Source organism: Burkholderia cepacia complex sp. TUM26381, from assembly GCF_057439935.1.
The window spans coordinates 408828-430958 of record NZ_CM172007.1 but is presented as its reverse complement, the minus strand read 5'-3'; the positions used below and the strand labels follow the sequence as shown (position 1 = coordinate 430958).

Annotated in this window: 16 protein-coding genes, 3 pseudogenes and 1 riboswitch; of the genes and pseudogenes, 10 read left to right on the top strand and 9 right to left on the bottom strand. The window is 59.3% G+C overall.

Translation table 11 applies throughout. From position 1 onward, the window contains the following. Positions 1-112 precede the first annotated feature (112 nt). From speB to ACWMMN_RS18765, 5 genes and pseudogenes are all read left to right on the top strand, one after another. Positions 113-1069 carry an agmatinase gene (gene speB / locus ACWMMN_RS18785; RefSeq protein ID WP_059238910.1) on the top strand — a complete coding sequence of 319 codons (957 nt, stop codon included), beginning with the start codon at positions 113-115 and terminating at the stop codon, positions 1067-1069. 54 nt (positions 1070-1123) lie between these two features. Then, positions 1124-1252 (top strand): annotated as a pseudogene (locus ACWMMN_RS18780) (MFS transporter); the annotation flags it as partial. 118 nt (positions 1253-1370) lie between these two features. Continuing rightward, positions 1371-1579: pseudogene (locus tag ACWMMN_RS18775) on the top strand (transposase domain-containing protein); the annotation flags it as partial. Positions 1580-1879: 300 nt separating this feature from the next. After that, entirely contained in the window at positions 1880-2599 is a 720-nt protein-coding gene (locus tag ACWMMN_RS18770) for a DUF8168 domain-containing protein (RefSeq protein ID WP_486423771.1), read from the top strand. A 427-nt stretch (positions 2600-3026) separates the two neighbouring features. Next, complete coding sequence (locus ACWMMN_RS18765) at positions 3027-3350, top strand: hypothetical protein (RefSeq protein WP_486423770.1); 324 nt, start codon at positions 3027-3029, stop codon at positions 3348-3350. A 246-nt stretch (positions 3351-3596) separates the two neighbouring features. Here the strand turns inward: ACWMMN_RS18765 and istB are convergent, their stop codons facing one another. From istB to ACWMMN_RS18735, 6 genes are all read right to left on the bottom strand, one after another. Continuing rightward, the gene (gene istB, locus ACWMMN_RS18760) at positions 3597-4394 is read right to left on the bottom strand and encodes an IS21-like element helper ATPase IstB (protein WP_175223704.1); all 798 of its coding nucleotides are present in this window, start codon (positions 4392-4394) and stop codon (positions 3597-3599) included. Further along, positions 4387-5865: an IS21 family transposase gene (istA, locus tag ACWMMN_RS18755; RefSeq protein WP_233621336.1), complete on the bottom strand. Its 1479-nt coding sequence runs from the start codon at positions 5863-5865 to the stop codon at positions 4387-4389. Before istA ends, istB begins: the two co-directional genes overlap by 8 nt. Positions 5866-6226: 361 nt before the next feature. Beyond that, positions 6227-6613 carry a hypothetical protein gene (locus ACWMMN_RS18750; RefSeq protein ID WP_486423769.1) on the bottom strand — a complete coding sequence of 129 codons (387 nt, stop codon included), beginning with the start codon at positions 6611-6613 and terminating at the stop codon, positions 6227-6229. Positions 6614-6620: 7 nt separating this feature from the next. Then, positions 6621-9179, bottom strand: a complete 2559-nt coding sequence (locus tag ACWMMN_RS18745; RefSeq protein ID WP_486423768.1) for a hypothetical protein — start codon at positions 9177-9179, stop codon at positions 6621-6623. A gap of 2 nt (positions 9180-9181) precedes the next feature. Beyond that, positions 9182-10777: a site-specific integrase gene (locus ACWMMN_RS18740; protein ID WP_486423767.1), complete on the bottom strand. Its 1596-nt coding sequence runs from the start codon at positions 10775-10777 to the stop codon at positions 9182-9184. Then, the gene (locus ACWMMN_RS18735) at positions 10774-12039 is read right to left on the bottom strand and encodes a tyrosine-type recombinase/integrase (RefSeq protein ID WP_486423766.1); all 1266 of its coding nucleotides are present in this window, start codon (positions 12037-12039) and stop codon (positions 10774-10776) included. Before ACWMMN_RS18735 ends, ACWMMN_RS18740 begins: the two co-directional genes overlap by 4 nt. A gap of 571 nt (positions 12040-12610) precedes the next feature. Here ACWMMN_RS18735 and ACWMMN_RS18730 point away from each other — a divergent pair. After that, positions 12611-13813 (top strand): annotated as a pseudogene (locus ACWMMN_RS18730) (MFS transporter); the annotation flags it as partial. A gap of 97 nt (positions 13814-13910) precedes the next feature. Here ACWMMN_RS18730 and metE read toward each other — a convergent pair. Further along, a complete protein-coding gene (gene metE, locus ACWMMN_RS18725) occupies positions 13911-16205 on the bottom strand; it encodes a 5-methyltetrahydropteroyltriglutamate--homocysteine S-methyltransferase (protein ID WP_059238906.1) in 2295 nt (764 codons plus the stop codon). Between the two features lie 128 nt (positions 16206-16333). On the opposite strand from metE, the gene ACWMMN_RS18720 reads away from it, so the two are divergent. Further along, positions 16334-17242, top strand: coding sequence for a LysR family transcriptional regulator (locus ACWMMN_RS18720; protein ID WP_059238904.1), 909 nt, complete (start codon positions 16334-16336; stop codon positions 17240-17242). Between the two features lie 22 nt (positions 17243-17264). Here the strand turns inward: ACWMMN_RS18720 and ACWMMN_RS18715 are convergent, their stop codons facing one another. Both ACWMMN_RS18715 and ACWMMN_RS18710 read right to left on the bottom strand, forming a co-directional pair. Then, positions 17265-17987, bottom strand: a complete 723-nt coding sequence (locus ACWMMN_RS18715; protein ID WP_059238901.1) for a CbtA family protein — start codon at positions 17985-17987, stop codon at positions 17265-17267. A gap of 13 nt (positions 17988-18000) precedes the next feature. Next, complete coding sequence (locus ACWMMN_RS18710) at positions 18001-18210, bottom strand: CbtB domain-containing protein (RefSeq protein WP_059238899.1); 210 nt, start codon at positions 18208-18210, stop codon at positions 18001-18003. A 33-nt stretch (positions 18211-18243) separates the two neighbouring features. Beyond that, positions 18244-18381, bottom strand: a riboswitch (cobalamin riboswitch). A 49-nt stretch (positions 18382-18430) separates the two neighbouring features. Between ACWMMN_RS18710 and ACWMMN_RS18705 the strand changes: the two genes are divergently transcribed. From ACWMMN_RS18705 to ACWMMN_RS18695, 3 genes are all read left to right on the top strand, one after another. Continuing rightward, entirely contained in the window at positions 18431-19003 is a 573-nt protein-coding gene (locus ACWMMN_RS18705) for a histidine phosphatase family protein (protein ID WP_486423765.1), read from the top strand. 175 nt (positions 19004-19178) lie between these two features. Continuing rightward, entirely contained in the window at positions 19179-20771 is a 1593-nt protein-coding gene (locus ACWMMN_RS18700; RefSeq protein WP_340625669.1) for an inorganic phosphate transporter, read from the top strand. A 444-nt stretch (positions 20772-21215) separates the two neighbouring features. Next, entirely contained in the window at positions 21216-21959 is a 744-nt protein-coding gene (locus ACWMMN_RS18695; protein WP_256087147.1) for a 2OG-Fe(II) oxygenase, read from the top strand. Positions 21960-22131 lie beyond the last annotated feature (172 nt).

Here is a 22131-nt window from a genome sequence, read left to right as displayed (position 1 = left end):
AATCGATGTTTACGTCGATATCTTCGCATTCTTCTTTCCCGACGGAGCGCGTAAAACTGTGCGCCAAGCCGCGTCGCATGATACGGCAACCCCACATCGGAAGAGACAGCCCATGAACGACCACCCCCATTTCCAGCCGCTCGGCGGCAATGAAATGCCGCGCTGCGGCGGCATCGCGACGATGATGCGCCTGCCGCACGTGGCGAGCGCCGAAGGCCTCGACGCCTGCTTCGTCGGCGTGCCGTTCGATCTCGGCACGTCCAACCGCACCGGCGCACGCTTCGGCCCGCGCCAGATCCGCACGGAATCCGTGCTGCTGCGCCCGTACAACATGGCCACGCGCGCCGCGCCGTTCGATTCGCTGCAGATCGCCGACATCGGCGACGTCGCGATCAACCCGTACAACCTGCACGATTCGATCTCGCGCATCGAAGCCGCGTACGACGCGATCCTCGAGCATGACTGCAAGCCGATCACGCTCGGCGGCGACCATACGATCGCGTTGCCGATCCTGCGCGCGATCCACCGCAAGCACGGCAAGGTTGCATTGATCCACGTCGATGCACACGCCGACGTGAACGACACGATGATGGGCGAAAAGATCGCGCACGGCACGCCGTTCCGCCGCGCGGTCGAGGAAGGCCTGCTGCACGGCGACAAGGTCACGCAGATCGGCCTGCGCGGCACCGGCTACGCCGCCGAGGATTTCGACTGGTGCCGCGAGCAGGGCTTCCGCGTCGTCCAGGCCGAGGAATGCTGGAACAAGTCGCTGGCGCCGCTGATGGAAGAAGTGCGCGCACGCGTCGGCGACACGCCCGTCTACATCAGCTTCGACATCGACGGCATCGATCCGGCCTACGCACCGGGCACCGGCACGCCGGAAATCGCGGGCCTCACGGTGCCGCAGGCGCTCGAGATCATCCGCGGCGCGAAGGGGTTGAACATCGTCGGCTGCGATCTCGTCGAAGTCGCGCCGCCGTACGATCCGTTCGGCACCACGGCGCTGCTCGGCGCGAACCTCGCGTACGAGTTGCTGTGCGTGCTGCCGGGCGTCGCGTACCGCGACTGATCCCGGCACCCACACTATTCCAAATCAAAGGATTCCAGAGGAGCACACATCAAGATGGGGACTTCCGTCAAGCAACCGAAGCGGGCGGCGCTCGCTTCGTTCGTCGGCACCACGATCGAGTGGTACGACTTCTATAGCTACGCGACCGCCGCCGCCATCGTGTTCGGGCCGCTGTTCTTTCCCGTTACCCGTGGGAATTATTTGTCAACATTGCCACCATAACAGCTCGTGGCACCTCACAAGCATTGGCGCATGCTGACGGCTCTTTTTTGTCACGCTCTTGAACCCAATAAAAAGCAACAATTACTTGTTCGTTGGCACCGACACTGGCAGCGAACTCGCGGCCACGATGTATAGCCTGATCAGCGCGGCGCGCTTGAACAGCCTCGATCCCGAGGCGTACCACGCCTACGAGCTCGACCACATCGCCGACCACCCGACCAACCTCATCGACGAACTGCTACCTTGGAACGCGACGCCGCGCCGCCAACTACGGCTCACGTCGCCCCATTCGATAGCGCCGCGAATCTGCGTCGTCAACAACCTGCACTACAGTACTGTTCGGGCGCTTACCTGAGCGGGAGCGTTCCCACATTAACGCCTTCTGGCTGTCTGTATAGTAGATCCGCCGTCTCTGTTTCATGGCAACACTCCTTGCTGCTAGGTTGCATCGACAGGTTGAATCCGCAAATTTCAATTGCCATTTGATCGTAGTTCCACATATGTTCAAATAACTATCGTCAGCACGCCAGATCGACATCAGGGTGAGTTATGACAACGGTTCGATTTCGAGGAAGAGTTTTCCCATCTGTGGTTCAGGTGGCAATCCATGGCGTACCCAAAGTTCATTGGGAGGTGCCGGAGCGCCACTTAGTCACTGACTTCTCGTTTGAAATTGAAGGGTCGGAGGTTCTGGTCGTATGCGAGCTAAACAAGTACGAGCCGGCAGATTTCGTGCACGTCTACATGCGAGCACTAGATCTCGCTCGGGCGTCAGTTGATCTCGTGTCTTTTTCGATGGGATATGGGCTTTCGGTCGTTCTCGACACCTTCTTCGATAAATGCGGCACCCCGTCCGCGATATTGCCGCAAGACCCGAGCCTCCCGGCACTATGTACCTCATTCAGTTTGGCGAGCGGATTCAATGATGTGCTCGGAATAGTCCTTCAAACCCCTCCGCTATTTCGAGCCATTAACGATTTGATTGTTGCAATCACCATCCCGCATCACTCACCGGTAAACTGCGCTCGAGCTGTCGAGACAATCAAACATTTATTGGCTCCCCAAGGGGTGAAAGAATCGCAGGCATGGGAAACGATGCGAAATGTGCTTCATTTGGATGAGGCATACCTGAAAATGATTACAGACAATTCGAAAGACGTGCGCCATGGGAAACCCATCCATATTCCTGGCAACGTAACATCTGAGGTTACTCGCCGCGCATGGACCATTATGGATAGATTTTTGACGTACCGACAGCGCGGAAATAAGTCATTACCGGCATCGGAGTTTCCGGAACTGAAGGGCTGATTGTTCACGTTTGGTAGATCACAGCCTTCAGAGGTCACTGCCGCCGCGAATGTCCATTGTGTGATTGCGGCCTTTCTGACGTCCAGTTAGACCAGTGAGCCATGGCCGTTGATGGCCGGTTGCGAGCCTCGCGGCTTCGCCAGTGGGCGGACGTCCAAGGACGGCATCACAATCGGATTCTCGTCATTCCTGTAGGGGGCGCCATGAAGACCGAACGATCTCGCGAGGCATAAAACAAGGGTAAGTTGATGGGCCAGCAGGTCTGGAGCGTCGTCTATTTGCCTTATTATGGTGTCTTTGGTGCGAAAGAAATTCAGAGACGAGGCAACCCGAATAAATGTCTTGACACCGGTTCCGATCGACGCCGAAGACATCCACGGCACGTTTGAAGACGATGAAGTGAAACAAAACACCACAGGGGGAACCCATGAAGCAACTTGAGCTTGATGAAGTCCGCGCTATGTCTTTCGAGCAGTTAGGCGCAGTTGAAGATCCGATGGACCTCATGGCCACCGGATCCGTCGCACCGATCCTTGTGCGCTATGCCGTGCGTACCGGGCAGCTAGAGCGCCGGTATCCGGGGATTGCGCTGCCGACGCTGCTTGACGCGATCATGAAGTCGGCAACGATGATCAACTGGCCTCTGGCCACCGTTGCGCAGAAGGCACCCCAGGCGAAACAGGATGCGGACGTGGACGCATACCTTGATGAACTTCAGCCGCATCTTGAACGCGCGCTGAAGCCTCACTAAATAAGGCTGTTTGGCTATGGCGGAGTGAACGTCGGCAAAGCGCCCGCTAACTGCCTCACGGAGGCCGATACACGAGTGTCAGCAAAGGCCGAATTGCGCGCCTAGCTCGTCCGTCAGGTTCCGGAGTAATGCAGCCGTTCCAACGGCGGGCTTCCCGGCTCACTGAACGGCCGCTGTTGATTTCCACCGAATCTTGACCCACCGTTTTCATCTAAATCTGACCCACCCCGAGACAGCGTAGTACATCTATTCCGGTGTGGATAACTCCTCACTGCCTGCTGCTTTTGCTGCTCTTTTTCTGGTTGCCTTCGCCTTGGCAGAACTGGACTTGAAGCGCCAGGATTCATTGCCCGTTTCGACGATGTGGCAGTGATGGGTGACGCGGTCCAGCAGCGCCGTCGTCATCTTTGCGTCCCCGAACACGGTCGCCCACTCACCGAAGCTGAGGTTGGTGGTGATCGCGACACTCGTGTGTTCATACAGCTTCGAGAGCAAGTGGAACAGCAATGCGCCACCGGTCTGGCTGAACGGCAGGTAGCCCAGTTCGTCGAGGATCACCAGGTCGACGTACATTAGCTTATGGGCGATCTGGCCTTGTTTGCCGATGGACTTCTCCTGCTCCAGTGCGTTGGTCAGCTCGACGGTCGAGAAGTAGCGCACGCGCTTGCCATGGCGCTGCACGGCCTCAATTCCGATCGCTGAGGCGAGGTGCGTTTTGCCAGTGCCGGGGCCACCGATGAACACGACGTTGTGTGCGCTTGCGAGGAACGACAGGTCACTGAGTTCTCGAACCAGCGCTTCGTCGACGTGCGCCTGCGCGAAGTCGAAGCCCTTCAGGTCGCGGTGAGCTGGGAAGCGAGCGGCGGTCATCTGATAGGCGATCGAGCGCACCTGTCGCTCCGCCGTCTCAGCCATCAGCAACTGCTTCATGAAGCGCTCCGGGTCGAACTCCGTGTGACGCGACTGCGCCAGCAACTCTGGCCAGGTGCTCGCCATGCCATGCAGTTTGAGCCCCTTGAGCTGGGCGGCGATGTCGTTAGACATGACGGTCCTCCGGTGGGTTGGCACGCAGGGTTTCGTAGCGGCTCACGTCGGCGGCCGGCTCTTCGGTAAGCTGGAGTTTCGTCGTCGCGAGGTTGGTGCTCGTGGTGGGTGCCTTCAACCGGCTCAGCACGTTCAGAACGTGCTCCCCACTAGGGCGTCCCGAGTCCAGCGCTGCCTGCACAGCAAGCAGCACGGCATCGAGTCCGTGTTCGCGCACCGCGGCGAGCACCTGCGTCATGATGCGATCACCTCCCGGGTGCTTCAGTAGGTGCCGCTGCAACTGCTGCAGCGGCTGTGGCATCGTGACGAACGGAGCACCGTTGCGCAACGCGCCGGGTTTGCGTTCGACCAGCGTGATGTAATGGCGCCAGTCGTAGAAGGTCATGTGCCGCTCGAAGCTGCGTTCGTGGCGTGCGATCTCCTGGGCGTCGGCGACGACGCTGAGATATGCCGGATAGCAGCGCACGCTCACCAGCTGGTTCGTGTACTCGGTGGGCACGCTGTAGCGGTTGCGCTGGAAGTGGATGAGGCTGGTCGACGACACCCGCAGCGTCTGCTCGACATAGCCGTCGAACGGGCGTGGATTGGGCATCAGCCTGGTGCGCTCGTCCTGCAGCACGTCCTCGACCGTCAGCTCGGGCCACTGCGGGTGCCGCATCTGCCAGGCCTGACGACACTGGCCCGCGACCCATTCGTTCAGAAGCTCCAGCGTTTCCCAGCGTCGTAGCGCGGCCTCGTGCCAGATCTGGCGGCGCCGGTCCTGCACGTTCTTCTCAACGATGCCCTTCTCCCAGCCGGCGGCACGGTTGCAGAATTCCGGCTCGAACAGGTAATGGCCGCACATTGCCTCGAAGCGGGCGTTGACCGCGCGCTCCTTGCCGCGGCCGACCTTGTCCACGGCGGTCTTCATGTTGTCGTAGATGCCGCGGCGCGGAACGCCGCCAAACGCGGCGAATGCGCGGGCGTGCGCATCGAACAGCATCTCGTGACTCTGGGTCGGATAGGCGACCAGCCAGAACGCCCGGCTGGCATTGAGCTTGACGTGGGCGACCTCCAGGCGTCGCCGCAACCCGCCGATGAAGGCGTATTCGCAGCTCCAGTCAAACTGGAATGCTTCGCCGGGTTCGAAGGCCAACGGTACATAGGCCTTCCTGCGCGGGGCTTCAGCCTGCTCCTCGTGCCAGCGTCTCACGAAGGCGCTGACGCGGCCGTAGCTGCCGGCGTAGCCCTCGCCGCGGATGGCCTCGAACATGAACCGCGCCGTGCGCCGGTCACGCTTCGGGCGATGGCTGTCCGCCCGCAGCCAGCCCGTCAGCTGCGCGGCCCACTCGTCGACGACGCTCGGGCTGACGCGCTTCGGGTACTTCGGCTCAACGGCATCCGTTTGCCGAAGCCAGCTGCGCACCGTGTTCCGGGACAGGCCCGTGCGCCTAGCAATCTCGCGCAGCGGGACCTTCTCGCGGAAATACATCCGCCTGATCTTGGCCAATATGCCCACCGTGATCACCTCTGTATCCCCTGCTCAAAGATTGAGCAGGGCATTCAATCACGTGGGTCAAAATTCGATGAAAATTACTGCCTCAGGTGGGTCAGTTCTGCGTGGACATCAACAAACGAGCATATCCGAGCCTTTGCAGAGTGGCTGACCGTGGGCTTGCAACGCCAGATTGAGCACGAGCGGCAGCGCGCCGACGAGGATCTGGCGCTTCGCAAGTACCGCTACGGCGTAGACAAGGACGAGAACTGAGCATCGCAAGCAACACGACTCATTCCCATTGAGTACTCCTTAGTCTCGGACCGACTACTGTCAGGTCCAATCCCACCAATGCAATTCAATGTCGCGGTCGCCGCCGATGAATTGGCTTTGGCAATTCACGGTCAAGCAAAGACGTATCCCAACCTTGCTGGCGAGCATTGTAGCGCCAACGTTCCCACAGCGCCGACCAGTTCTCCGCCTGGCGCTCCAGTTCAGCGATACGCTGGCGCAGGTCCGCAATACGTCCGTCTAGTCGATCATCCGCGGGCATCCTTGAGGTTGTTCCAAATGCACCGCGTTGGATTGCGACCTTAGCGTCGTGAAATGCCTTGACGATCCTTGCATTGGCACAAAGCGATTGCCTACTAAAACCGGTATAGATGGCAAGCTTTTCCCACGTTAGCTTAGGACCATACTGCCCAGTACCCCATTCCGAAAGCCAACGCTCGATCTGTACGATCAACTTCCTATCAAGCCGCTTTGCCCCCATTCGCATCCTCCACCGCGAGCAATTGATCCACTGTCTCAAGAAGTTGGCGTAGCGACTCGTCATCGTCGAACAACGCACGCAAACTTTCCGCAGTCGGCACACGTTTCTGCGGCATCGGCTTGTACATTGTCCCGTCCGGGATCGAGCGATCAGCGTGCACGTCCAAAATCCGACGCAACGTTGCTAATTGAGCACCATATTGCACAACGTAGTGAGCGCTGTAAAAAGCCTCGCCGAGCTGAGATCGCGCGACTTCAAGCGCTCGCCGCGTCTGCAGATAGTCCGCTCTGTGGCGGGCCATCTCCCGCATATCACCTTTCTTCACCCAAAACTCACCGCACCCCATATAACACGCCTTAAATGAAGGACACGCACCAATGCTGTGCTCATGACTACATGAGCCGAATTCCGTGGCACTTCTTCCCGACAATTGACCTTTCACGAAGTCCGAAATCGTCTGAAATGGAATCGAGTGCCCCTCAAGATCGGCACGCAAATCAGCAACGTACTTAAGTTCAGGCATCATATCGCCGCATAATTTATTGCGTCCGATATCAATAAGAGTTGAATCGTCAATATAGTCGTAGTCATCAACATGACGAATCGAACGACCTGCTTGACGAGCAATATAAATACTACTAACACCAGCAAGGCGCAACTCCGTAGTATTAAAGCGTCGCAACATATGCGGCGCAACAGGAACTAGATCACTGCGCCCGTAACGAGAAAATACTGAAGCACGGCTTTTCGTGCCGAGCAACCAACCTCTTACGGAATGGGACATCAACGGCCGGACGAATGGCGCATTTTGCTTTCCAGGTCGCCACAATCCATCATCAATACAGAATAGCGCGTCACTAAGCGGAAGCATCTCCGATTCACTGTCTCCACGCCGAACTACTCGCCTCATACGATATTCATCAATGAGAAAATTCTTTAAATCATTTTTATGCACAAGAATAGTCTGAGACGCCATCTTTGAGAACATCCCTACTACCGCCCCAGGATTGATATTGAATTTCTCGCCATGCAGTAATCGATGATACTCAAACCACCAACGTCGAACTCGCCCCGCTTCATTCGACGAGCTTTTCTCGCAAAACAATCGAGCAAATTCCCTAAGCGACAGAAGCTTCTCGGGACGAGCACTTGCTCGCGACACAATGAATCGCTCCCACTCTCTATCGCGATCATTACTCGAAAGACAGCAATATTTTCCTCGACTTATATACGGAATACCATTGCCACAGACTCGGCGCTCAAACTTTACCCGGATACTTCGAAGCCTTTCACCCCAATTAAATACATTAACCCCCAAAGATTCAAGCTCAGCCCTTGTATAATATTCCGAGATTTCCGTACCCGGAATCAATCCAGTAATTTCATAATCATCAACAATAAACGGCCAGTCATTTTTTGGAGGAAGCAATGGAAGTTCATCAGTTCCCATGGCAGCCTCGAGCTTTTTCGCGAATAACCTTGATCTTTCCGTGATCGCTTGTATGTCTTTAATAGCACGCAAAAACATGGTGCGCGCTGCGGTCCACGCTGAATCAGACTCCGTGGCAAGACGCCGCATTTGATGCGTTGGCACCAACTCCTGTGGAATCCATGTTACGTATGGCGCAGCGCCTTTTCTAGGCTCATACCTCAATCCAAGGATCCCATCTTTTTCCACGACTGGGTCGTACGGCAGAGCCAGCACCTCACTAATCCGTTTATCCGCCACCAATGTCAACTCAATCAATCGGAGGTAAAGTCGATCCATTGGCAGCAATTTCTCTGCATTTTGCGCCAAATCAGCAAGGAAGTATATCGCCTCGATATCTGGATAGAGCGCATCGCGATCGCGCCGCCTTTCGAGTCCGCGCCCATTGTGTCTCCTTTCATCCCAAATGATAAGCGGCGTAAAAATAATTCGCCGACCGCCCGTCAAATTGCATAATATCTTTGAAATTTCAATCAAAACTCGTGTGCATTTGTAAGCATTTCCCTCGGAAATATATAGATTTCCAAACTCATCCACTCGGCCCACTCTTGCATTCGATGGCAAGTTATTTTTCTCAATATATGTATCTCGCCTACGAATCGCCTCCATAAGCAACCGTTGCGCCTCATCAAAATGACGCCCCATCAGATCTGCGGGATGCCTAGCGGGTATTCCAACCGTAGCCCTAACCAGAAATCCCATGGTCGTAACGATCCCATCTAGCGTCACCTGGGAAACGTCCCAGTTCCTAGAGATCGCCTTTTCCAAAATGAGTGCTTTTTCAAATTCGAGAAAAGAGTCAACTCGACTACCCACTACCCCGCTCCCAATAGAGGAGTTCAGATATATCGAAATCGCCTCGACGTTGACATCAAGTTTCGTGTCGCAGATATTCTTGCGCCGCCTTAACGCGTCCAACCTCCAAAACTTGTCACCCCACTTTATACCGCACGCTTCTTCGATATCCTGCTCGAATAGCCGACGCCTCGCCGCAATCCACTCATCAACTGAGTTTCGATTACCTCGCTTTTGGTTCTTCTCACTGGGCATGATCAATCTTGTTTGGATTCGCGGAGTTCTCTGGCACGAGACGCAACGTATTCCGCCTTTCTCTGAAGCAATCCAAACTCCTCTGCGTCGTCCCGCGCACCGCTAAGTTTCGCGTTCTCGCACAACTCCCCGAACCATCGTGCTATTAGTTCGTGATCTGCCTCAATCCAAGGTTCGAAGTCGCTACATCCATAACAGGTCGCGAGTGGTGCAATCCCACATCGAAATTTTCCGCCACAGGCACCCAGTGACGGGATCGTTTGCAAGTTTGCATCGGCCAGTTCCGGGGGGACGAAGCGCTGGCTCACCGATCGCGGATCACTTGCGTCGGCAAGATCGGATAGAAACCGTATGGGAAGCTCTGTACGCAACGGCGCACCTTCTGAACCCTTTAATCCCGTGAATCGCTCCGTTACGTCCCTCAAAGTTCCGTAACCTTTACGGGCACTTACAAGTGAACCGATCTCATTGGCGATCGACTCCCGGAAATCAAAATAAACGTCTAGAGATCGAGTGGAACTATGATCGAGCATTTCCGCGAGCAGTTCCTTTGTCATCCCCTTCATTTCCGCGCAGCGGGTCCCAAATGTCTCCCGTAGTCGCCGAGGATTCAGGTTCAATTTTTTTCCCGTCGTTGGAGAAATAATTGCTCGCGTTTCGACAAAGCTTTTTACTATTGCACCGATACCGCCTGCAGTGAGTCTCTGACTGGCAGAACCTGATACGTGGCGAGCCACAAACATCGGCGACTGCCTTTCCCTCCCTAGACGAATCTCGTCGATACGCTGAAGCTGAATCGCATGCAATCGCTCACCGACTTCTGTTGTCAATTTGCGCAGTCTAAAATCCTCACCGATTTTTCCTACATGCTGTTTTACGCGCAGCACACGCAATGTATATAACTTGCAATCACCATTGGTTGTTACGATTAGATCATCAATATTGAGCAGACTAACTTGGCGCGGCCTCAATCCCCACGCATGTAGTATCGACAAAATTGCGGCGTCTCGAACTTTCTTTCCCTCTAAGGCAAGTTTCGCAATTAGCGTGTATTCATCGAGGCGAGACAGCGGACCTTTCTCTGGATCGAGCGTCATCACACTTCTGTGCGTGACATCGGATTTAAAGTATATGTTTACGAGACGCGCATGGAATTCATTCCGATAAAATGGCACGTCGAATTGCTCAATGAATTCGTAAAATCTGACAAACGCCGTACGTATCTGCCTTGCCAAAGATTTGCTCTTTTCCCTGAGCGCACGCATGATTGAGACCTCCAACACGTTGGCAAGTCTGTCGTGATCCACCTCCTCCCATCGATCAAAACAAACTTCGGCGCCACAGACGGAGACAATTCTTCTAAAATTCTTGTGAACAGTGTCTGCTAGCATTTTCGCGACAAGTTCCGCAAAGAATAACTTTAGGAGATACAGGAGCAAAGGATGAACCCGATTCACGTCGCGCCAATCAAGTCGCTTCTGGTCTATTAACCATATTTCTCCCGATGTGTCGACATCTATCCCATGCCGTTGGCTTCGGATCCGTATTGGTAGAGACGGAATTTCCAGTTCCAGAAGTAGCGCTGCAAGCGTCTTCATGATGTTCCGCTCCCGAGTACGGAAGCAGCGGCAACCACTTCACGCAGGCGTTGTTCGTTCTTGGCCATGATGTCCAGATGAAAATCATTGGCAAGACTTTCGATCCAAGCCTGGCTGTATCGAACACTCATGGAAGACTGTGGGGTCCAACCACCAAGAAAATTGATCGTGAGGCCGGCGAGTTCCCGTGTAATTGTCCCGTCTTTGACGCACTGCTCCGCCCGTGCTCGCATACCGTCTGCCCAAGTATGCCGCAGCAAATGCCCCGACAGTCCCGCAAGCATCGGCGCTCGACTTCTCAACACTTTAAAGATGTTCTGGAAACCGTCTGTGCCGAGTGGCGTCCCGTCAGCCCCCAAAAAAAGAAACGGCGTTTTAGTCGCACGAGGTAGTCGAGCCCTTTCCGTGCGAATATATATTCTAATCAGATAAGCGACACTGTCACTCAAAGGCATCCGTCGCTCGCGCGTCTTCACTGCAACATCGTCACGGCGATCGATATTTGAATCGGGTAAGCGCCGAACGGCAATACACGGGTTCCTTGCTCGATAATCCACATCTGCCGTCATCAGCAGCAACAATTCGCTACGCCGCAATCCAAAATGAAAGAGAATCAGAATAATTAGATAGTTCCTCAGGCGAAATCGCCTTTGAAACGGATTACACTCAGATTGTGGAGCAGTGACGTCCAATAAGCATGCAACCTGCTCATCATTCAGACTACGACGACGAGGTGATTCCGTCGAAAAAGCACGCATTTGCTTTTCATGACGCGCCGCGTGATAGATCACGAGCGCCGTTCGTCGTGAAGACGCGGGTTTACGGACGTCGCAACACTCCAACTCGCGATTGAGGAGCCAAATGCAAAATTTTCGAATGGTGTCGATTCGGAACGTGTGCAATCTGTCTGTGACAGCGGTTTCGGATCCGCCTGAGATCGTCACGCGGTTTCGATTGATCCAACACGCTTCCTGCAACATTGCAATCATTACGGATGACAAACCTTTGCCGCTCGCAAAGGTTGCACGGGAATCGATGCGATGTTCGGCGGCAAAGTCGTAGAACAATGCAATCGCAAGTAGCTCCTGCCGCAATGTCATATGTGAATGCGTCACGGCCCTACGCTCCAGTTTCCATTCGTTCGCGAGGGTATCTGGCAAGCCTGTCGCACGCTCAAAAAGCATGGGCGATTTTTCCCCTGTCGCATGCGAAATAGTTTGAATGAAATATCTCGATTCCACGATACCCTCATCCGGCACCATTTAATGAGCTCAGGCACCTTAGTAACGCAAAGACCCGCAGTATAGCGCCGGTGCTACGCAAAACAATTTACAGATGTGACATCGCTTGAGACTTGCTAGATGGCCGGATCCAAAGTTTTTCTTTACAGTTTCTCTTACCCGGGTAAACACCCGGATGAGAATTGCGAGATGGCCTGAGCGCTACGATACGCACACGCAAGGAATGCCTTCGGTTGCTCATACGTCTGCGTGACGGACCGCGGCTGCCGCTATGGGCTACGCCCTACGCGGCAGCCGCGCCAAAGAAAGATTAAACGACAATGCAATCATCCGAATCTTTCAGATTCGATCCACACAAATCACTGCCTTAATTAAATTTTTATTACAAATAAAGAAGCAGATACGAGAATCTGGCTGATAAATCTAGCAAGATGCTTTCAGGCGCAATCAGGCCACTCTCCTTTACACTCAGATCACGCCTCTTATGCACCGAAGAGCGAGACGCAGGCCTGACAGATGTTGACGGCCGCCATCCTTGCAATGAATGACAAAGCAGCTTAAAGGCATGACATCCTCCGAACAGCCGGGTAAGTTTCCCGGCGAAAACCGCTTCATCAGCCTGCTCGCGTCGTTCGGTTCGTTCGCGGTCGGTTTCTTCGCGCGGCCGCTCGGCGGCGTGATGTTCGGCTATCTCGGCGACCGCTTCGGCCGCAAGCGTTCGCTGCTTGCGACGCTGATGCTGATGGCCGTGTCGACCGTCGCGATCGGCCTGCTGCCGACCCATGCGCAAGCCGGCGTGATCGCACCGATCCTGCTCGTGCTGATGCGCGTGCTGCAAGGTATCGCGGTCGGCGGCGAATGGGGCGGCGCGGTGCTGCTCGCCGGCGAGCATGCACCGGAAGGCAAGCGCACGTTCTTCGCGTCGTTCGCGCAGCTCGGCAGCGCGAGCGGCCTGATCCTGTCGATGCTCGCGTTCGGCGCGATCAGCACGCTGTCGAAGGACGACATGATGAGCTGGGGCTGGCGCGTGCCGTTCCTCGCAAGTTCCGTACTGCTGATCGTTGGCTTCGTGATCCGTGCGAGCGTGTCCGAGTCGCCCGAGTTCGAGGAAGTCCGGAAGAGCGGCAACATCGCGCAAAAGCCGCTGCGCGAAGCGCTCAAGTACTGGCCGCTGCTGCTGCTCGCGATCGGCGCGAACGTGTACGGCATCGCCGGCGTGTATTTCAGCAACATCTTCATGATCAGCTATGCGACGCAGTTCCTGTCGCTCGACCGGTCGATGGTGCTGCATTGCATGACGATCGTCGCCGTGTTGCAGTTCGTCGTGCAACTCGCGGCCGCGTTCCTCGCGCAGCGCTTCGGCACCACGCGCGTGCTGCTGATCACCGGCGCATGGGCCGCGATCGTCCCGTTCCTGATGCTGCCGCTCGTGCACATGGGCACGCCCGTGTCGATCACGGTCGGCGTCGGCCTCGCGACGCTCGCGGAATCGGGTTACTACTCGGTCGTCGCGGGTTTCGTGAGCGGCATCTTCGTCGCACGCATCCGCTATACGGCGATCTCGATCGCATACCAGGTGTGCGGCGCGCTCGCCGGCGGCCTCACGCCGCTGGTGGCGACCATCATCGCGCAGAACACCGCGCCGCAATGGTGGCCGCTCGCGATCCAGTACATGAGTGCGGCCGTGCTGTCATCGCTGTGCGTGTGGCTGATCTCGCGCCGCGTCAGCATCGACGATGTCGGCGCGCCCCGCAAGCAGGACGACGCGCTGCCGCGCGCCGCACGCACCGCGTAACGCACGTGCACGCGTGACGCAAAACGGCCCGCTTCTGCGGGCCGTTTTTTTGCCGTCCGATTTTCGATCGCGACGGCGGCGCACAACGTGCGTCAGGTTATTGCACCTGGCTGCGCAATGTCTTCGCCGCAGCGACCATGTTCGTCAGCGCCGGAATCACTTCCGCCCACTGGCGCGTCTTCAGGCCGCAATCCGGATTCACCCACAGGCGTTCCGCCGGAATCCGTTCGGCCGCCTTCTTCATCAGGCCGACGATGTGCGCCTGCGTCGGGATGTTCGGAGAATGGATGTCGTACACGCCCGGCCCGATTTCGTTCGGATACTTGAAGTTGTCGAACGCGTCGAGCAACTCCATGTCCGAACGCGACGTCTCGATCGTGATCACGTCCGCATCCATGTCCGCGATCGACACGATGATGTCGTTGAACTCCGAATAGCACATGTGCGTGTGGATCTGCGTCTCGTCCTGCACGCCGTTCGCGGTGATGCGGAACGACTCGACCGCCCACTTCAGGTACTCGCCCCATTGCACGCGGCGCAGCGGCAACCCTTCGCGCAGCGCGGCCTCGTCGATCTGGATCACGCGCACGCCCGCCTTCTCGAGATCGAGCACTTCCTCGCGGATCGCGAGCGCGAGCTGGTAGCACGACACCGAGCGCGGCTGGTCGTCGCGCACGAACGACCAGTTCAGGATCGTCACGGGGCCGGTCAGCATGCCCTTCATCGGCTTGGTCGTCAGCGACTGCGCGTACGCGATCCATTCGACCGTCATGGCCTTCGGGCGGCTGATGTCGCCGAACAGGATCGGCGGCTTCACGCAGCGCGAACCGTACGACTGCACCCAGCCGAACTGGCTGAATGCGTAGCCGTCGAGCTGCTCGCCGAAGTATTCGACCATGTCGTTGCGCTCGGCTTCGCCGTGCACGAGCACGTCGAGTTCGAGCGCTTCCTGCTCGCGGACGCTGCGTTCGATCTCGGCCTGCATCGCCGTGCGGTAGCCGGCCTCGTCCAGCGCGCCGGCCTTGAACTGGCTGCGCGCCTGGCGGATTTCGGCGGTCTGCGGGAACGAACCGATCGTCGTCGTCGGGAAGGCCGGCAGGTTCAGTCGTGCCGACTGCTTCGACGCACGTTGCGTGTACGGGCTCACGCGGTTGCCGAGCTGCGCGTCGATGCGCGCAATCGCGGCCTTCACCGCCGGGTTGTTCACGCGCGGCGAGCGGCGGCGCGAATCGATCGCGGCGGCATTCGCGGCGAGCGAATCGGCCACCTTGTCGCGGCCTTCGTTCAGCGCGGTCGCGAGCACCGTCAGTTCGTCGAGTTTCTGCAGCGCGAACGCAAGCCACGAGCGGATTTCCGCATCGAGCTTCTCCTCGCTCGCGAGATCGACCGGCACGTGCAGCAGCGAGCACGACGGCGCGAGCCACAGGCGATCGCCGAGCTGCTGAGCGAGCGGTTCGAGCCAGTCGAGCGTCGCGTTCAGGTCCGTCTTCCAGATGTTGCGGCCGTTGATCGCGCCCACCGACAGCACGCGCTCGGGCGGCAGTTCACGTACCAGTGCGTCGATTTCGTCGCGTGCGTTGATCGCGTCGACATGCAGGCCGTCGACCGGCAACGAGGCAGCGAGCGTCAAGTTGTCCTGAAGCTGGCCGAAGTAGGTGGCGAGCAACACCTTGATGCGGCGCGTTTCCAGCGCGGCATACGCGGTACGGAACGCCTGGCGCCATTCGGCATCGAGCTCGGCCACGAGAATCGGCTCGTCGATCTGCACCCATTCGACGCCCTGCGCGGTCAGCGTGTCGAGCAGCGCGCCGTACACGGGCAGCAGCTTCGGCAGCAGCGCGAGCCGATCGGATTCGTCCTTCGCCTTGCCGAGCCACAGGTATGTGACGGGGCCGAGGATCACCGGCTTCGCGTTCACGCCCTGCGCGTTTGCCTCGGCCAGTTGCTGCAGCAGGCGCGACGGGTCGAGCGAGAAGTTCGTGTCCGCGTGGAACTCCGGCACGATGTAGTGATAGTTCGTGTCGAACCACTTCGTCATTTCACCGGCCGCGACACCGCCGCAGCATGCGGCGTGTTCTTCCGCCGACTGCGCCGAGCGGCCGCGCGCGACGCGGAAATAGTTGTCGAGCGCATCGCCGTGGAAGTCCTGCACGCGCTTCGGCAGGTTACCGAGCGTGAAGCTCATGTCGAGCACCTGGTCGTAGAACGCGAAGTCGCCGATCGGCGCGAGATCGAGATCGCGCTGGTCGTGCCAGTGGCGCTGACGCAGCTCGGTGCCGAGCGCCTTCAGCGCGTCGCGCGACGACTCGCCCTTCCAGTAGCGCTCGAGACCGAACTTGAGTTCGCGCTTCGCGCCGATGCGCGGAAAACCGAGGTTGTGTGTCGTAACCATGAAGCTGCCGTCCAGAGAAAAATTGAAGATCCGGCAGTCATCATAGGGATTTCAAACCATGAAATAAAATGGCATTATTTCATTCATCCATTAAAATTTCTCATGCATTCGTTGCGCAGGCAAAATCCATGCTGGAACGATTCCATCTCGTCGTCATTCGTGAAGTCGAGCGCCAGGGCTCACTGACCGCGGCCGCCAATGCGCTGCACCTCACGCAATCGGCGCTCAGCCATACCGTCCGGAAAATCGAGCAGCAGCTCGGCACGCCGATCTGGGACCGCGAAGGCCGTGGCCTGCGGCTCACACAGGGCGGCCAATATCTGCTGAAACTGGCGAACCGGCTGCTGCCGCAGTTCGAGCTTGCCGAGGAGCGGATGAAGCAGTACGCGAAGGGCGAGCGCGGCACGCTGCGCATCGGGATGGAGTGCCACCCGTGCTACCAGTGGCTGCTGAAGGTCGTGTCGCCGTACCTGTCGCGCTGGCCCGACGTCGACGTGGACGTGAAGCAACGCTTCCAGTTCGGCGGTATCGGCGCGCTGTTCGGCTATGACATCGACGTGCTCGTGACGCCCGATCCGCTGAACAAGCCGGGCCTGCGCTTCGATTCCGTGTTCGACTACGAGCAGGTGCTGGTGGTCGCCGACTCGCACCGGTTCGCGAACGCCGACTACGTGACGCCCGAGCAACTGACCGACGAGATCCTGATCACGTACCCGGTCGAAACCGACCGGCTCGACATCTACAACCAGTTCCTGACGCCGGCCGGCATCGTGCCTCGGCGGCACAAGTCGATCGAGACGACCGACATCATGTTGCAAATGGTGGCGAGCGAACGCGGCGTGGCCGCGCTGCCGAGATGGCTGGCCCACGAGTACGCGGACCGGATGCCGGTCGTGCCGGTCAAGCTCGGCAAGAAGGGAATCGCGAAGCAGATCTTCCTCGGCATCCGCGAAGCGGACGCCTCGATCGACTATCTGGCCGCGTTCGTCGCGCTGGCGCGCGAATCGACGTGGAGCGCGCCGCGCATGCTGCGCTAGGCGCGCCCGGTTGCGCTGCGCGTCAGGCGGCGCGCAGGCCGATGCGTTCGCTGCGCTCGACCCACGCGCCGAACAGCAGCCCGATCGTCGTCCACATGATCACCTGCATGCCGATAGCCGCAACGCGGAACTTCCACAGCACGGCCGCCGGGAAATCGGCCGGTAACTCGCTGACCGACGGCAGCCCGATCTGCACGGCCGCGATGATCGCGACAAACACGAGCCCGGCGACGATCGACGCGTTCCACTGGCCGAGCTTTGCCAGCAAATGGCGGCGCACGCTGACCGAGAACACCATCGTCGCGACCGAGATCGCGATCATCAGGAAAAACAGGCCCGTGCGATAGCCGATCGTGTCGGGATCGCCGACCGACGGCGGATTGGCCGGGTACTTGAGGTTCGGCACGATCACGAGCGCGATGAACGCCGCCAGCGCGAGCCACGCGGCCAGCGGTCGCGCGGGGAGGCGGCTGCCTCGCCCATAGGCAAACGCGAAGACCAGCGAGAACAGCCCGCCGAATGCCGCGCCGTAGGTCACGACACCCGTCAGCAGGCCGAGGCCGGCCTGCGTGTGACGGCTGACCAGTTCGGGCTCCGGTGCCTCGCCTTTGGCAGCGTCGGCTTTTTCTTCGAAGGAGATTGCCTGATCGACTTGCGGTTCGCCGACGATTTTCGCGAAACCGAACGTGAGGAGGCCCGCGGCGATGCCTGCGAGCATCCCGCGCATGAGCAGCTTTCCGACCATCTTGACCTCCGCGTCAGTGGCAGGGAAAGCCGAGCAGATGGCGGCCGTCGTGGACGAATTCGTGAACGTACATGCCCGGCACGAGCGACGTTGCGCCCTGTTCCGCGCCGACGAAATAAAGCGCGAGCAACAGGATCAGGCCGACGAATATGGCCCAGGGCAACAGTTCACGGACGGGGATGGGTGCCGGCACGACTGCCGGCTTCAGCACTGCTTCGCTCATGGATGCACCTCAGGGGAATCGCGCCCCGGCAAATGTTGGATGGGTACGAAGGCAGGTCTGGCTTCCGGGATCATCGATCACCGGTTACAGTGGCGCGACCGCGCCGGGATTGCACCGGCTTCCGCGTTTCGTATCGGGCGAATTGTACGCGCGAACGTTCGCGGAATGAAGGGACCGCTCGCGAACGATTGCCCCCGGCCCGGATCCTACGAAGCCCGACATGACCCTGCCTGCCACGCTGTACCTGATCGCGCATGCATCGACCCGGGCGATGCGCACCGGCACGTTTCCCGACGACGATCCGCTCGATGCACACGGGCTCGCCGAAGCCGCTGCATTGCGCGACCGGTGGGCAAGCATCGCCGGCTCACTCGCGCTGTGCAGCCCTGCACGCTGTGCACGGCAGACCGCCGACGCACTCGGTCTGCGCTCCGAAACTGACGACGCGCTGCGCGACATCGATTACCGAAACTGGCGCGGCAAGCGCTTGCACGACCTTGCACGCGACTTGCCGGACGAACTGGGTACGTGGATCGGCGACCCGTCCGCGGCGCCGCACGGCGGCGAATCGTTCGAAGCAGCCATGCGCCGCGTCGGCACATGGTTGAATGCGCTGCGACACGACCGCGACATCGTCGCGATCACGCATGCGCCGATCGTTCGCGCGGCCGCCGCCCATGCGCTGCGGATGGATTCCAGGGCGGCAACCCGTATCGGCGTCGCGCCGCTGTCCTGCACGACGCTCGTTGCATCGCCGGATGGATGGACGTTGATTGCGGACGGCAACGCGTAGGCCCGCATTGCGCTCACGATGTGGGCAACGATGCGTGCCGGTACGTCGCGTCACGAATGCATGCCTTCAATCACCTTACGCATCTGCAAGACACACCGTTCGTCCTCCCGACTGTCATCAAACTGACGGCTAGCCGCAGCTAGGATCGGACGCGGTTCCCTTACGAGATGCCGTCATGAATCAACCTGCTTCGTCCGCACCGAACACGCCGGGCTCCGTCGAACGCACCAGGCAGGTCGGCTATGCCGTCTTCCTGCTGGTGCTCGTGCTCGGCGCCGTCTATATCGCCACGCACCTGATCGACGATCTGTCACCGGTCCGCGAAGGAAAGCTGTTCCCTTACCTGCTGCTCGGCGCCGCGCTGCTGATCGCACTCGGCTTCGAATTCGTCAATGGCTTCCACGACACCGCGAACGCGGTCGCCACCGTGATCTATACGCACTCGCTGACGCCGAACGTCGCGGTGATCTGGTCGGGCATGTGGAACTTCCTCGGCGTGATGGTCTCGAGCGGCGCAGTCGCATTCGGCATCCTGCAGTTGCTGCCGGTCGAGCTGATCCTGCAGGTCGGCAGCGGCTCGGGCTTCGCGATGGTGTTCGCGCTGCTGATCGCCGCGATCGTGTGGAACCTCGCAACCTGGTATTTCGGATTGCCGTCATCGAGCTCGCATACGCTGATCGGGTCGATCATCGGCGTCGGGCTGATGAACCAGCTGATGCACGGGCCGTCCGGCACGAGCGGCGTCGACTGGGGCCAGGCGCTCGGCGTGGGCAAGTCGCTGCTGTTCTCGCCGATCGTCGGCTTCCTGTGCGCGTCGTTGCTGCTCCTCGTGCTGAAGGCGCTCGTGCGGATTCCGGCGCTGTACAAGGAGCCGCCGAAGGATCAACCGCCGCCGTTCTGGATTCGCTGCCTGCTGATCCTGACCTGCACGGGCGTGTCGTTCGCGCACGGTTCGAACGACGGGCAGAAAGGGATGGGGCTCATCATGCTGATCCTGATCGGCACGGTGCCGACCGCGTATGCCTTGAACAAGGCCGTCACCCCGGCCGAATCGCAGACGTTCGTTGCCGTCGCGAACCAGGCGGCCGCGACGTTCGGGAAGTACACGAACGGCGTCGCGCCGTCCGCGAACCCGCGCGCCGACGTCGAACACTACGTGCAGCGTCGCGAACTGACGCCCGCCGTGCTGCCGGCCGTGGCGCAACTGTCCACGTCGCTCGCGACGGCAGTCGGCGCATCGGGCTCGATGGCGGCCGTGCCGCAGCGCGACGTCGATAACGTGCGCAACACGATGTATCTGGTATCCGAAGCAATTCGCCTGATCGAGAAGTCGGGTCAGCCGGCGTTTGCGGCCGACGACAAGCTCGCGATCGACAACTATCGCACGCAGCTCGACCACGCGACCAAGTTCATTCCTACGTGGGTGAAGGTCGCCGTTGCGATCGCGCTGGGACTCGGCACGATGGTCGGCTGGAAGCGGATCGTCGTGACCGTCGGCGAGAAAATCGGCAAGCAGCATCTGACGTACGGACAGGGCGCATCGGCCGAACTCGTCGCGATGCTGACGATCGGCGCGGCCGACATGTACGGGCTGCCCGTCTCGACGACCCACGTGCTGTCGTCGGGCGTCGCGGGCACGATGGCGGCGAACGGGTCCGGGTTGCAATGGAGCACGGTGCGCAGCCTCGTCCTCGCGTGGGTGCTGACGCTGCCGGCGTCGATCGCGCTGGCGGCGGGACTCTACTGGCTGTTCCGATCGCTGGCCTGATTTTGGTTGCGGCGGGTGGCCGGTGGAGCCGGTCGCCTGCTGTGGCTGTGGCTGTGGCTGTGGCTGCGGCTGCGGCTGCGGCTGTGGCTGTGGCTGTGGCTGTGGCTGCGGCTGCGGCTGCGGCTGACCAAATCTTCGCCTCTTCGCCTCTTCGCCTCTTCGCCTCTTCGCCTCTTCGCCTCTTCGCCTCTTCGCCTCTTCGCCTCTTCGCCTCTTCGCCTCTTCGCCTCTTCGCCTCTTCGCCTCTTCGCCTCTTCGCTCGAGCACGTCACCTCATTGGGTATGTCGGTGCCGCGTCTCCCCGTTTCCCCCTCCGAATTGAAGCGCAAGATCTGGAACGCATCCGCACACGGACGTCGCTAGACTGGGTTCATCAACTTTCGTCGTGGATTCGACCGTGCGCAATCGCACGGCGCCACGTTGCGGATGAATCGAGGTGCACCTGTGAACATTGCCGATCTGCAACCTGCCGTCGAATCGACGGACATCGCACAACGCGTCGACGCGATCGACTGGTCGACCGTCGATACCGAACTCGATCGCTACGGATGCGCGCACGTGCCGGGCCTGATGCCGGCACGCGAATGCGATGCGCTCGCATCGCTCTATCCACGGGATGCGCTCTATCGTTCACGCGTCGTGATGGCACGGCACGGGTTCGGCCGCGGCGAATACAAGTACTTCGCGTACCCGTTGCCTGCGCTCATCGCCGAATTGCGCGCGACGCTCTACCCGCATCTCGCGCCGATCGCGAATCGCTGGAACCAGGCACTCGGGATCGACGTCCGCTATCCGAAAGACCACACGACATTCCTCGATCGCTGCCACGCGGCGGGACAGACGCGACCAACGCCGCTGATCCTGCAATACGGCCCCGACGACTACAACTGCCTCCATCAGGATCTCTATGGCGAACACGTGTTTCCGCTCCAGGTCGCGATCCTGCTGTCGGCGCCGGGCCGCGATTTCACCGGAGGGGAGTTCGTGTTGACGGAACAGCGGCCACGCATGCAGTCGCGTACGGAAGTGGTGCCGCTGATGCAAGGCGACGCGGTGATCTTCGCCGTACATGGCAGGCCCGTGCAGGGAACGCGCGGCGTCTATCGCGTCAACCTGCGTCACGGCGTGAGCCGGATCCGAAGCGGCCACCGCCACACGGTCGGCATCATCTTCCACGACGCACAGTAACGGCAGTCGAGACGGGCGCGACGCTGCCGCACCGCTCACCATGCACCGGGTGCATGCGCGGAGCACTGCGCGCCATTGCTCGGGAAGCCTGCAATCGGGAATTGGCTATTCAGCGTGATCACTCGCACGCAGCGACGGCGACCGATTGCGCCGACCGTCGAACCACCGCGGC

Bases quoted from the DNA above. Each gene is read 5' to 3' on its own strand.
- speB (WP_059238910.1), top strand. From the start codon at position 113: ATGAACGACCACCCCCATTTCCAGCCGCTCGGCGGCAATGAAATGCCG.
- ACWMMN_RS18765 (WP_486423770.1), top strand. From the start codon at position 3,027: ATGAAGCAACTTGAGCTTGATGAAGTCCGCGCTATGTCTTTCGAGCAG.
- istB (WP_175223704.1), bottom strand. From the start codon at position 4,394: ATGTCTAACGACATCGCCGCCCAGCTCAAGGGGCTCAAACTGCATGGC.
- istA (WP_233621336.1), bottom strand. From the start codon at position 5,865: ATGTATTTCCGCGAGAAGGTCCCGCTGCGCGAGATTGCTAGGCGCACG.
- ACWMMN_RS18745 (WP_486423768.1), bottom strand. From the start codon at position 9,179: ATGCCCAGTGAGAAGAACCAAAAGCGAGGTAATCGAAACTCAGTTGAT.
- ACWMMN_RS18740 (WP_486423767.1), bottom strand. From the start codon at position 10,777: ATGAAGACGCTTGCAGCGCTACTTCTGGAACTGGAAATTCCGTCTCTA.
- ACWMMN_RS18735 (WP_486423766.1), bottom strand. From the start codon at position 12,039: ATGGTGCCGGATGAGGGTATCGTGGAATCGAGATATTTCATTCAAACT.
- metE (WP_059238906.1), bottom strand. From the start codon at position 16,205: ATGGTTACGACACACAACCTCGGTTTTCCGCGCATCGGCGCGAAGCGC.
- ACWMMN_RS18720 (WP_059238904.1), top strand. From the start codon at position 16,334: ATGCTGGAACGATTCCATCTCGTCGTCATTCGTGAAGTCGAGCGCCAG.
- ACWMMN_RS18715 (WP_059238901.1), bottom strand. From the start codon at position 17,987: ATGGTCGGAAAGCTGCTCATGCGCGGGATGCTCGCAGGCATCGCCGCG.
- ACWMMN_RS18710 (WP_059238899.1), bottom strand. From the start codon at position 18,210: ATGAGCGAAGCAGTGCTGAAGCCGGCAGTCGTGCCGGCACCCATCCCC.
- ACWMMN_RS18705 (WP_486423765.1), top strand. From the start codon at position 18,431: ATGACCCTGCCTGCCACGCTGTACCTGATCGCGCATGCATCGACCCGG.
- ACWMMN_RS18700 (WP_340625669.1), top strand. From the start codon at position 19,179: ATGAATCAACCTGCTTCGTCCGCACCGAACACGCCGGGCTCCGTCGAA.